General features: G+C 52.0%; 13 protein-coding genes. 2 read left to right on the forward strand and 11 right to left on the reverse strand.

What is annotated here, in order from left to right; translation table 11 throughout:
• The 9 genes from MVD07_RS00905 to MVD07_RS00945 all read right to left on the reverse strand — a co-directional run.
• Positions 1 to 1,560, reverse strand: a 1,560-nt coding sequence (locus MVD07_RS00905; RefSeq protein WP_297497374.1) for a hypothetical protein, incomplete at its 3' end; no start/stop codon positions are given.
• Positions 1,561 to 1,688: 128 nt separating this feature from the next.
• A complete protein-coding gene (locus MVD07_RS00910; RefSeq protein ID WP_297497377.1) occupies positions 1,689 to 2,612 on the reverse strand; it encodes a hypothetical protein in 924 nt (307 codons plus the stop codon).
• Positions 2,605 to 3,042 (reverse strand): hypothetical protein, encoded by a 438-nt coding sequence (locus tag MVD07_RS00915; RefSeq protein WP_297497380.1) that lies wholly within the window; start codon positions 3,040 to 3,042, stop codon positions 2,605 to 2,607. The genes MVD07_RS00910 and MVD07_RS00915 overlap by 8 nt, the downstream gene beginning before the upstream one ends.
• Entirely contained in the window at positions 3,039 to 3,902 is an 864-nt protein-coding gene (locus MVD07_RS00920; protein WP_297497383.1) for a hypothetical protein, read from the reverse strand. Before MVD07_RS00920 ends, MVD07_RS00915 begins: the two co-directional genes overlap by 4 nt.
• On the reverse strand, positions 3,899 to 4,372 hold the full coding sequence (locus MVD07_RS00925; protein WP_297497386.1) for a hypothetical protein: 474 nt from the start codon (positions 4,370 to 4,372) through the stop codon (positions 3,899 to 3,901). The genes MVD07_RS00920 and MVD07_RS00925 overlap by 4 nt, the downstream gene beginning before the upstream one ends.
• A complete protein-coding gene (locus MVD07_RS00930) occupies positions 4,369 to 4,587 on the reverse strand; it encodes a hypothetical protein (protein ID WP_297497388.1) in 219 nt (72 codons plus the stop codon). The genes MVD07_RS00925 and MVD07_RS00930 overlap by 4 nt, the downstream gene beginning before the upstream one ends.
• Before the next feature lie 114 nt (positions 4,588 to 4,701).
• Positions 4,702 to 5,022, reverse strand: coding sequence for a hypothetical protein (locus MVD07_RS00935; RefSeq protein ID WP_297497391.1), 321 nt, complete (start codon positions 5,020 to 5,022; stop codon positions 4,702 to 4,704).
• Between the two features lie 151 nt (positions 5,023 to 5,173).
• Entirely contained in the window at positions 5,174 to 5,479 is a 306-nt protein-coding gene (locus MVD07_RS00940) for a hypothetical protein (protein WP_297497394.1), read from the reverse strand.
• 6 nt (positions 5,480 to 5,485) lie between these two features.
• Positions 5,486 to 6,385 (reverse strand): integrase, encoded by a 900-nt coding sequence (locus MVD07_RS00945; protein ID WP_297497397.1) that lies wholly within the window; start codon positions 6,383 to 6,385, stop codon positions 5,486 to 5,488.
• A 474-nt stretch (positions 6,386 to 6,859) separates the two neighbouring features.
• Between MVD07_RS00945 and MVD07_RS00950 the strand changes: the two genes are divergently transcribed.
• On the forward strand, positions 6,860 to 7,567 hold the full coding sequence (locus MVD07_RS00950) for a hypothetical protein (protein ID WP_297497400.1): 708 nt from the start codon (positions 6,860 to 6,862) through the stop codon (positions 7,565 to 7,567).
• A gap of 50 nt (positions 7,568 to 7,617) precedes the next feature.
• Positions 7,618 to 8,610 (forward strand): class I SAM-dependent methyltransferase family protein, encoded by a 993-nt coding sequence (locus tag MVD07_RS00955; protein WP_297497403.1) that lies wholly within the window; start codon positions 7,618 to 7,620, stop codon positions 8,608 to 8,610.
• Positions 8,611 to 8,675: 65 nt separating this feature from the next.
• On the opposite strand, the gene MVD07_RS00960 is transcribed toward MVD07_RS00955, so the two are convergent.
• Positions 8,676 to 10,001: a TldD/PmbA family protein gene (locus MVD07_RS00960; RefSeq protein ID WP_297497405.1), complete on the reverse strand. Its 1,326-nt coding sequence runs from the start codon at positions 9,999 to 10,001 to the stop codon at positions 8,676 to 8,678.
• Between the two features lie 10 nt (positions 10,002 to 10,011).
• Entirely contained in the window at positions 10,012 to 11,379 is a 1,368-nt protein-coding gene (locus tag MVD07_RS00965; protein WP_297497408.1) for a TldD/PmbA family protein, read from the reverse strand.
• Positions 11,380 to 11,501: the final 122 nt, after the last annotated feature.

Here is an 11,501-nt window from a genome sequence, read left to right on the forward strand (position 1 = left end):
GGAACCGGTTCTCTCACCTGAGGACTTCGCGTTTGTAATTTTCTGTAACAACGCGAAGTCCTCAGGTGAGAGAACCGGTTCCTTTGCGCTCAGGCTGAACTCGGGTTTCAGTTGTGTCTTTTGGAACGTAGTCTTTCCGATGATGGCGTTCTCGATTATGCTCACCTCTTCCCCGGAGGTGGTTCTGAGGATTGTCTGAGTCTCAAGCTCTTTTTTGACAACTCCAGTTGGCCACGGCTTGCCTGTTATCTTCTCGAACTCGTCCGGCCCTATTGGGGCGCTTGGCTTAATCACTTCGCCCGTTTCGAATGGCTTCGTGCTCTTAAACTTCGTCAGCAGGAACTCTCTGGTGTCGCTTCCCGCAATTTTCAGGGCCGCTCCTTCAGTGTCGCTGACGAATGACTTCGTGAACCTTATGTCATCCCCCGTGCTCAGCACCGTTTGATAGTGGGTCTCGATTGGGCTCTTCCTAAGCCAGCCCTTGTAAACCGTCTCCTTGACTGTCACCCTCGTTCCGGCTTCTCCTCCGAACACCTCAGGAATCTTGTCGCTTTCGACCCTGACGACCTTCTCCGGGGCAACGGCCTGGAGGGTGCTAGGGGCAGCATTTGCCAAGACTGTGCTCCCAACAATGCTTCCGGCAACCTCACCAATTGCAAAGCCCTTGTGGACCTTCTCAAGGTTCTTGTTGAAATTCTCAACCTGCGCGTTGGCTTCGTCAACCCCGAGGGCCTCGAGCCGTGCCTGTATGGCGGCCACCTTCGCGTTGAACTCCTGAACTTGTCTGTTGTATACGACGGCCTCCGCGTTGTAAAGCCTCGCAAAGGCCGGGTCAGTCTCAGCCTTTTTCCTGTTCTCCTCGAACCATTTCGCCTGCTCTTTCAGTTGCTCAGCTTGCTCGTTGAGCTTGATTATTTCAGGCTCAAGTTGTTTCGCTTCTTTAAGTTTCTGCTCGGCGCGGTAAGTTTGGGGTGCGGCTCTGGCCAGCATGAGCTCATTCTCTACTTCCGCGTCAGGGTTTTCGGTGATAACCTCGCTTTTCTGAGTAGTCTCGTGCCGCAGGCCGAGAGGCCCCATGTCGATTGGCTTTGATGAGGCCTTACTCCACACTGACTTTACAGTCTCGTAGGCTGTGCCAGGCATGTCAACAAACGCGTCCACGAGGATACCGTACGCCGTGCCCACTACCGCCGCTTTTTTCGCGTCCCCCCCCTCAGCCAGTTCAATCAAAGTCTCTTTCTTCGCCCTCTCCGCCTGCTCGTGTATCGTGTGGAAAAAGTTCACAACAGGAATCTTGTCGACATTCCTCTCCAGCCACCATTTGACTTTCCCGAGCGTTCCGGGATTATATGCGTTGAACGTGCCCTCCGTTGCCGGAGAGAGTTGAACCTGCCCGGGCTGAGAGTCCTGGACGCTAGACGAGGAGCCAACGATGGGGGTCGGTACCTCCTTAGCACTGTCCCTCCTGAGCAAAATCTGCAGGGCCGTCTCGCGAGGCGACTGAGTTGGCGGGCCGGCAGTCACGTCTTGCCCATCGACGTAGAGTTTTCCGCGGGGCATTTGGGAGGGAGCTGGTTGTGACTGAGAAGAAGATGCCTGAGGCTGAGCCTGCTGTTCGGGCCGAGTCGGGGGTCCTGCGGCCACGTCCTGGCCGTCAATGTAGAGTTTCCCGCGTGGGAGAGATGGCATTAGAACACCCCCTCAAGGGTGAGTTTGTCGGCTATCCACTCCTCCTGCTCTTGACCCTGCCCGCTGGCCGGTTCGTTGGAAATTATAGGTGTGGCAATGTGGATGGGCTTCAGCCCGCGCATCTCTCGCCACTCGTTAAACTCCCTAACCGTCTCCTCGAGTATCTTAAGTTTCTCAGGGTCGTTCTCAACCCACCTCGGTACTTTGAACGGGGCGTTGTACCTCTCCGCGGCCTCGAGGGCCTTCCAGATGAAAAACTTCGTCGTGTTGAACTCCTTGTGCCTCCGGTACTCGTCCGGAATCTTCCCCTTCCAGTGGAAGACATAGTAATCGAGCTTCCCTATATCGCTCTGGCGCTCTTTCCAATAGTTTAGGATGTCTTCGAAAGTCTGCACCTTGATTCTCTTCCTTGCTTCCTCCGTTGCCCTCACGAGCCGAGTCTTAAACACGTCAAAGAACGCCATCGCAGTACCACGCCCAACTATATGAACTATCAATCCTGCACGTCTGAGCACGGCGTCGAGGTCCCAAAAGGCTGGCGTGTTATATATTATGAACTGTTTTCTCGCCCTGCCAGTTTTCACAGCAGAGTCGAGTGTGATGTTTCTCCAAGACTGGTGCATGCGCCTGTGGAAGAAGTTCTGCGCTTCATCAAAGATATGAACCGAGCCTTCTGGCATTACAGCCATGTTGAAAAGGGCCTGTGGGATCTGTCGCTCATCCCAATACATAGTCTCGCGTAGGTCAAAGTTCGTGTCGAGTTCTTTTGCTATTGCGAGCGAGAGAGTTGACTTACCAGAACCTTCCGGGCCATCAACGATTATGTGAAAGTCATCATCATGTGCTAGCGCATTCTTCCTCAGCTCGCCGAGGACGGCCCTAAATTCTTCCTCAACTATGACGGGCCACTCCATCTCAACCACCCACCTTCTCGTCGCTCAGCTGGAAGATGTTCGTCAGGCGCCTCTTTGCTGCAAATCTGAGCAGAACGCGGGAGATGTGATAAACAACCGCCGCCTTCTCAGCCGCAGTCTGGCCGAACTCAGCGCGCCTAAGCATCAGAAAGTCCCTGAAGCGCCTGTAAGCTGCCTTCTCCTCATCAGTTATGGCATAGTCCTCACTAAGGAACGGCTCGAAAAAGTCAAAAAGGGTCATGGCAAGCTGGAGAGTCTTTGTATATGTTTCAGGGGAGATCTGCCCCTTTGAAAGCTGGAGCCTCAGCTCACTCTTCATAACGTTGAGCTCGTAGAGATCATCAGTAATGGCCAAGCGATAAAGGTCAACGGGGGCCGCGAGGCCCTCCTCGCGCTTAATCAGTTTTCCAAAAACCTGCCTGCTCACGTAGTCTGTCATGGCATCACCACCTGCTTTGCAGTTTGGGCCGTCTGAACAGCTCCGGCGTGGTTGTTGGTTACAACCTGATAGACTATCGCGAAGCCGACCAGAACCATCAGGGCTATGATTCCCATTGTCATGTAGAACTTGTAGTCATGCTTGCCCTTCTCCTTCTCCTGTACAATCATCTCGGTCACGATGTCTAGAGTCGGAGCAGGGATTCCAAGGGCAAACCGCAGTATTTTATCGAGGTCAATCTTCGCCCAAAGCCACTTTCTGACAACATTACCGTCCTTGTCCTTCTCGGGAACCTCGACTAACTCCTTATTGTCGAGCTCAACGAGAATGTACCTCAGCTCACTCTCAAGCTGGTCAACTTCCTGCTTTACACGCATCCACTCGTTCATGACCTGTTGATAGGCCTCAGGGTTTGCAAGGAACTCTGCCTTAAGGGCATCAAGCTGTTCAAGGTAGTTTTTCTTGAGGATGTACTGCTTCAGCTTTTCCTCATAGCCAGCTTTTTTTATCACTGCCAAGTCTGTCGCTATTTTTGGGTCAAGTGGGCTCATTGTCTGGATGTTCAGGAGAACAGCGGGCTTGTTCAGGAAACGCTTCCAGTCAGAAGGCATTAGGGGAAACTGTGCCTTCGTGTGCTTCGTCAGTTTCACTTCGAGTACATCACCTTTCAGGTTTTTCCGGGAGAGATGTTTCACATCAATTGGAAAGCCCTGCTGGATGAATGCCCAAATTCCACTCGGTGAGAGAATGCCCTTTAAGAGATCCTTACCTCTGAACCTTGCCCATCCAAGGATTGCTATCAAAACAATGTTAATTAGAACACTTGCCTGGAACAGGTACCACAGCTCATTGACGTTCATCTTCCAGCACCCCCAAAGAAGCGTGCAAGGCCGCGCCTCGCCTGCTGAATTGAGCCATTTGACACGATGTTGAACTCCTTCGTGCTCCTCTCAAGGAAGCCGAGGAAGGCCCCGCCTCTGGCCCTCGAGAGCTGAACATCAACATACGTTTTCAGCTCTTCTTTCTGCGCGAAGAGAACATCGTCTCGCGCCATCGCGAAGTACGGCCTGCGGTACGACTTGAGGATGATTGTGTAAACACGGGCCTTGATTTCATTCGCGGTCTCACTGTCGAGGTTGCCAAGGCTCATCGCTGCATCTCTGAAGACTGACAAGTGCCAGAAACGTGAGGGAAAGCTCTTCTCCTGCTCCTTCAGGAGCTTGAGTACTTCACTCTTCACGTCAACCGCGAACTCGCCCTGCTCAAGTAGCGTTGCATCCCTTGCGAGCATCACATTATCAAAAACATTTGCCTGCTCCTCCTCAGTCATCTCCTCACCTCCCCTGCCATCTCGGCGGTGGCATAGATGAACGCAAAGGCGGCGTTCAGGACTGTCATCGCAGAGCCGAAGAACCACATCAGCTCCCTTTCATGAAACTGTAGTACCGTGCCAGCAGAAACGACATCGACGTAGTAGAAACCAGCATACACGAGAAACAGGCTGAAGACGAGCGAGAACACGAGCAGAACCGGACTTCTATACACTACCCCCAAGATATTGTATACGAGCGCTGTCCCCATCAGGAGCAGGACGAACCAAACTAGCAATTTATCACCCCCTGAGCGTTAAGGAAAGGGAAAACGAAAGAAGGCGTCGGCTCAGCGGAAGATTCCGAAGAGCAGGCCGAGCACGAGGGCAATTGCCGCGATGAACGGCACCATGCTCGCCATGGAGAGCGAGCTCTGCGTGTTGCTGTCAACGTCAGTCAGCATGCCCTTTGCTATAGTATCGTTTGTCTGCTGTATGTTCTGCGTGATAACAGGGTGGAACTTCCCTATCACGAGCAGGGCGACGTAGAGAAGCAGTATTACGCCGACTATGCCTCCGATTGCTGCCATGCTGACCTGTCCTCTCCTCTTCCCTGACTTCCACTCTTTGGCCATCTGCACACCCATCTGGAAGGCAAGCTTCGCGGCCAACTTCGCATCTTCAAACACGAGGCAACACCTCGCCAGGCAGTATTCACTGAAAGTTAGGTGAAAGAGGATAAAAAGGCGGATTGCTAATTCCTGCGTTCAGGAACTCCTGAACAAAGAATAGAGAGTGAGTTATATAAAAAACAAAAGTATCTCACACGAGAAAATCTTTGTCCTTCAACTCGATGCCGAAGCGGGCGAAAAGCTTCCTGACCTCTGCCCTGCGCTTATACGAACGAGAAATCTCGAGAAGTTGCGACCTGTTCTTCTCCTCGAACTTCTGCAAAAGCGCAATTGCGAGCATGACAATAGCGCCTTTCCTGACACCAAGTAGCAAGGACATCTGTGAGATGAATGCCTCCTGCTCGACAGGCACCATCACTGAAATCTGTCGCGTCTTCTTTTTTGACATTGCGGGCTTTACTTCAACTGTAGGGATAGCCACGACAACATCCTCCAAAACGCATCACCCCTTCAAAACCTTCTTTAGGTCTTCAACCATGGCAGAGTACCACTCATCTGCCAGGATCTCAAGGTTTAGGTAGTGTTTTTCGAGAACTCCACGCTCGGCGCGCCCTTGAATGAAGTTGATGACTTCAAAGGGGCATCCCCGCCTCGCCAGGAACGTCGCAAACCACTCCCTCACCGCCGAGGCCGAAAACTGGACGCTCTTCTCGGTGTTTCTGACGGCACGAAGCTTGACGCGGAGCCTGTTCTTCACGTGCTCGTAGTCGAGAGGCAATTGCTCAAGTTCTGAAAGCGCGAAGTCGCGAGATAGGTAAGCGTAGAAGGCCTTTTTCTGACCTTTGTAGCGATAAAGCGGATACTTGGCCATATTCTTATGATCTGGAGGTAGAATTAGCTTCTCAGGATCATACTCGTTGAAGAGCTCGACCACGGCCCTAAGCCGCAGGCCGGAATAGACGAGGGCCTTGTAAATCGTTGCGAGGGTGGCGTCTTTCTGCTCGTAGTACTCCAGAGCAGCCCTAATCTGCTCGTCTGAAACGTTCACCTTCCGCGGGTGCGTAGGTTTCGTCCAGATTATCTCTTTCAGGTCGAGGTACTGCTCGCGAGTGATCACACCGCGGTTCTTCAGGAACCTGGCAAAGCTTCTCAGAGCCTTGGTTATGTGGCGCTTGTAGTTGGTTTCCGTGAGAGTCTCCTGGAGGTCCTTGTATGTCATTATATTGTATGAGTCAAAGAACTTCTCAAGGGCCTGAATGTAGCGTAGCTTCGTCTCCTCGGTGGCAACTCTGAGAGAGAGCCACTTCGCGTAGGCTTCTTTGAGCTGAGACCACTTCTCATTTAGGCTTATCTCTGTTGAGGACGTCCTGCTAGTGCTTTCGAGCCCGCGCCCCGGGTTCAAATCCCGGCCGGGGCACCATAAGAAACTTTGCCTTTGCAAAGTTTCATCAAAGTTCGTAGCTCTTCTCGAAACGCATTTATTATCAGAGTTCTATACCTCGAAACCTTTACTCTAAGCGGGAAACTTCCACAAGCTATCCTCAGGTGGTTTACACTAAGAAGATGCCCAAAGGGCGTCAAAATAAAACAAACCCTCATATAGGGAACTCAAAAGGCGTTCCCAAACATTACGGTCAGAAACGAAATGCAAGAACCGGAACCGTCTAGATGCCCATTTTAAGAGCTACAAACTTTTCACCAGCATTTCTCAAAGGCTGTGAGCGAAGTTTGATCGAGGGGTACATGTCGCTTTTGGAAATTCCGGTTTTGAGATGGATTTGCTCTTTTATGTCTGGCATTTTTGTGGACTGATAGGCGAAGGAAATCAACAAAAAAGTTTATTAGAATTAGCAAATTTCTGAGAATAGGTGATATAGTGGATTTCAAAATCCCTAGAAAAATCAAAAAATATTTTGATAATCCGTTAGACTATTTCGCATTATTTACGGCAATTTTTGTAGGAATGTCGCTTGGTTTTTTAGTGGATTCACTATCCCTTAAAGAAACAAAAATAGTTGTGACCGATCCCCAATTAGTGACTGCAGCTAGTGCAATGGCTACTATTGGAATGGCATTCTTTGTTGGAATTCAGTCCTATTTTAATAGGAAAGCTACAGAAGAAATGGAAAAATCATTGCTTCTTCCGCTAATGCAGGAGCACACTAAGATGCTTCATGAAGAGATTATAACTCCACTAATCGATGCATTTAGCAGGGTTTACACCGACGCGTCCAGATATAAGGTGTACATAACTCTAACACCCGATCTATCACAAGGCATAAATGGCAATGAAAGCATTAATGACTTATGCCAATATCTTGGCAAAACTCTAAACACAGCACTCTTAGAAGATTTACTTAACAATCATGCACCAGATTTAAATGAGGCTTATCAGAAGTTTATATCTTCTGTTTCCCATCTTAATTCGAATAAGAAGAATCCAAAAGAAAAGAGGGAGCTTATAAATATTGTTAATGAACGGTTAAAAGAAATTCAGGATATTTTAAATGAGCTAATAGCTTATGAGGTCTTTTTAGACAGATGTCCGTTTGTTAGGGGTAGCCACAGATCAAAACACAGGTGACAAAGATAAACTTGCGACAATTTTTTAACCTTCTTATTTATTCCCCACCGATGCTCGCCGTAAAAGTCCCCAAGAAAGAGGCTGAGATGGCCAGAAGGAGGCTCCTCGAACTCGGTATCCTGGCCAAAGGATACTCCATAAAACGCGAGGGAGATTTTGTCCTCTTCCCTGTTACGGGGCCGGTTAATGGTTTTGAGCTCGTTGAGGCCGAGTTTGAGAGAACCGAAAGGAGACCCCACAGCTACCGCGAGGTAGTTGAAGTTCCCGCGGAGCTCAGGCAACTCCTTCCGAGCTCATTCGACATCATCGGTGACATCGCGATAATCGAACTTCCGGAAGAGCTGATGCCCCACGGAAGGGCCATTGGCGGGGCGATCCTCAAAGTCCACCGCCACATAAAGGCCGTCTTTGCCAAGGGAGGTAAAGTTGAAGGAGAATACCGCGTGAGGGAGCTTATCCATCTCGCTGGCGAGAACAGGACTGAAACCGTCCACCGGGAGAACGGGATAAGACTGAAGCTCGACGTCGCGAGGGTCTACTACACCCCGAGGCTCGCCACGGAGAGAATGAGGGTTTTTGAGAAGACGCAACCGGGAGAGATCGTCTTCGACATGTTCGCCGGCGTCGGGCCGTACTCGATACTCCTCGCCAGAAAGGCAGATCTTGTCTTTGCCGTTGATCTGAATCCCTGGGCGGTGAAGTACCTTGAGGAGAACATACGCCTGAACAAGGCCACCAACATCGTCCCGGTTTTGAGCGATGTTAGGGAGGTAGCCGGGAAAATCAAGGCCGACCGCGTCATAATGAACCTTCCCAAGTTCGCCGATAGGTTCCTGAAAGAAGCGATGCTGAGCGTCAAGCCCGGAGGGATAATCCATTACTACGGCTTTTCCCCAGAGGAAGACCTGTTTTCCGAGCACGAGGCAAAGATAAAGGCGACAGCGAGGGAGCTGGGCTTTAGAGTGGAGTTCCTTGACCGGAGAAAGGTGCGCCCCTACGCTCCCAGACAGTTCAACATCGCGATAGACTTCAGGGTCGAGTGATGTTTTCTGTATAGAACAGCTCTTTTAAACTAGATGTTCTGTGTGGAAAACAAGAGAAAAGGGAATCACTTCCCCGCTATCTTCACGTTCTCGAACTTGATGTGCGGAACGGTCATGGACGTCATGAAGGGCATTACCGTCTGCTCCTTCGTTACTTCTGTGGCCTGCTTCAACAGCTCATAGACGTTGCCGGCTATCAGGAAAACGCTGGAACCAACAACCTCGCCGTCCTCGATGAGGAAGGCCGGGTTCGCCGTAACTGCGAAGTTCCCGTTGTCGGGGTTGCTTGAGTGTGCCCCCTGGAAGCCGTCAACGAAGTAGCCGTGCTCGATTCCAGATATTAAGTCCTCAAGGGAGCGCTTCCCGTTCTCGATGACAACGTTGTGGAAGCCGATGTTTATTCCGCCGCTTCTCAGGTCGCGCTTCCCGTTGCCCGTGCTCTCCGTCCCGTAGATCTTCGCCCAGTAGTTGTCCCAGACGAAGCCCCTGAAGGTTCCCTCCTCAATGAGGACGTTCTTCCTCGTTGGCACTCCCTCGCCATCGGCTATGGCCGGCTCTATGGAGAGCGGATGGAACGGGTCATCGTAGATCGTCAGAACCTCGCCCGCTATCTTCTCGCCTGCCTTTCCGGCGAGCGGTGTCGTCTCCTTGACTAATCTCTCCCCGCTGAAGGCTGGAAGAAGAGCGTAGCTGAGGAGTCCCGCTATGGCCCAAGGGCCGAGGATTATTGGCACTTCCTCATTCTTGCTCGCCTTCACGCTGTAGGCCCACTTAACTTTCCTGACTGCCCTCTCGACGATGCCCTCGACGTTGAGGTTGAGATCTCTGCGCGCGTCGAAGTCGAAAATTCCGGGCGTTACAACGCCTTCCTTCCGTCCGACGAGCTCAAGGTACATGTAAGCTGCTCCACCCTCTTGGAAGACGTCTATCCCGTGGGAGTTCATAACGTGTCTCTCCTCCCAAGAAACGCCGCCGGCTCCTCCAGCAACCACAGCGTTTTTGTCCTTCTCGCGGGCGAGCTTTATGCCGTGAACGAGCTTCTCCACCAGTACGTCGGGCGAAGCCTCCTTAAGCTCGTAGTTGGGCTTCAGCTTCTCCCCGTACTTTCCCGGCTCAGGTAGGGAGACCCACTTCTCGTCCCTGCTGTTGAGGCGCGCCATCTTTGCCGCCTGCTCTATGGCTTCTCTGACCCTGTCGGGTTCGTCGCTGTCGACTATCGCCAGTCCGAGGCGCTTGTCCTTTATTCCCCGGATTACCGTCACCGCGCCGCTCCTCGTCGAGGCCATCGAGATCTCGTTGAGCTCAACGTTTGCACTGACCTCCCTTGAGCGGTAGACGGCAATCTCGACCTCGTCAAAAAGCTTCTCAGCAAAACGGATGAGATCCTCCATTTACACCACCTCACCCGATGAGAATTCCTCCGTCAAAGCGCATGTGCGGGCCTCCAGAGCTTACGAAGGCCGTCTGCCCCTTGCCACAGAAGCCGACTTCTATATCAAAATCCTTTCCAACCGCTGAGATCTTCTTGAGAGCCTCTATCGCAACGCCCGTTATTGAAGTGTCCCTTATCGGTTCGGCTATCTCTCCGTTCCTGATGACGTAGCCCTCCTGGATCCCGACCTGGAAGGCGCTGTTGAGCTGGGCCTGCCCACCGCGGAAGTCAACGACGTAGTAGCCGAACTTGATGTCCTCGATGAGCTCCTCGAAGGAGTGGTCGCCGGGCTCGAAGACCGTATTGCGCATCCTGATTATCGGCGGGTAGCGGTAGCTCTCGGCTCTCGCGTGGCCGTTAGGCTCCATGCCCCATTTGTGGGCGTACTCCCTGTTCAGCATTATCTCCTTGAGGATGCCGTTCTCGATTATGTGGATGTCCCTGACCGGAACGCCCTCGTCATCATAGCGATCGTTCCCAAAGCCGCCGTCGACGTAGCGCTCGCTCATTGTTACGTACTCCGGGGCAATCTGCTTGCCGATGAGGTCCTTAAAGGGTGAGTTTATGGTTAGATCCGCCTCGGCGAGGTGGCCAAGGGCCTCATGAGCGATAATGCCGACGACAATCGGGCCGGCCACAATCGGGAACTCACCGCGCTTTGGGGCGACACCCTTGAGCTGGCTATGCATCTTTCTCAGGAGTCTCTCCTTGACTTTCTCGTTCGGCTCCCTCTCCATCATGAGCTCCCAGCCGTAGTCAACAGAACCAATACCGTCCCTCGCCATCGCGAGCTTCCCGTCAGCTTTCCCGGTAACGTAAGTCCCCTGGTAGAGGTAGTTGTAGTCCCACTCTATCCTCGTTCCCTCGTTGGTGAGGAGGAGCTTTCTACCGCCGCCGTCCTCATAGCGTATCTGGACGCTCTTGACCGCTTTGTCCTCCTTGAGGAGATTCTCAAGCTCCCGCAGGTGGTTCACTTTCTCCTCGATGTCGACCTCGCACGGCTTAACTTGCATCCTACTCTTCACAAAGTCCTCAACTGGCTTTATCTCCGCCAGCTCTATTCTCTCTTTCTTGGTCTCAGCGGCCGCTCTGGCCAGCTTGTAGGCTTCCTCGATCTTCTTCTCGAGGTTTGAAAGATCGCTCGTCGAAGCGAAGCCCCATGCACCATTCGCTAAAACCCTTATCGCGACTCCCCTGTGGAGTTTGCCGGTAAAGCTCGTGAAGACGCCGTCCTTGAGGCCCAAAGTGGTCTTCTTCAGGTCTTCATAGCGCAGCTCTATGTAGTCAGCCTTTAGGTTCTCATCCGCCCACTGAAGGGCCTTTTCAAGTGCTTCCATGGCCACCACCGTTTACGCATGTTCGCTGACGACTCGAAAGCGACCTATAAAAGTCTTTTGAGGGCTTCGATGTGGATCGAAATGAGAAAACCCAGGTGTTACATACTTCAGTAGTTAAGAGG

The organism is Thermococcus sp. (assembly GCF_027008145.1).
Classification (GTDB): domain Archaea; phylum Methanobacteriota_B; class Thermococci; order Thermococcales; family Thermococcaceae; genus Thermococcus.

Bases quoted from the DNA above. Each gene is read 5' to 3' on its own strand.
- MVD07_RS00920 (WP_297497383.1), bottom strand. From the start codon at position 3,902: ATGAACGTCAATGAGCTGTGGTACCTGTTCCAGGCAAGTGTTCTAATT.
- MVD07_RS00915 (WP_297497380.1), bottom strand. From the start codon at position 3,042: ATGACAGACTACGTGAGCAGGCAGGTTTTTGGAAAACTGATTAAGCGC.
- MVD07_RS00925 (WP_297497386.1), bottom strand. From the start codon at position 4,372: ATGACTGAGGAGGAGCAGGCAAATGTTTTTGATAATGTGATGCTCGCA.
- MVD07_RS00955 (WP_297497403.1), top strand. From the start codon at position 7,618: ATGCTCGCCGTAAAAGTCCCCAAGAAAGAGGCTGAGATGGCCAGAAGG.
- MVD07_RS00965 (WP_297497408.1), bottom strand. From the start codon at position 11,379: ATGGAAGCACTTGAAAAGGCCCTTCAGTGGGCGGATGAGAACCTAAAG.
- MVD07_RS00960 (WP_297497405.1), bottom strand. From the start codon at position 10,001: ATGGAGGATCTCATCCGTTTTGCTGAGAAGCTTTTTGACGAGGTCGAG.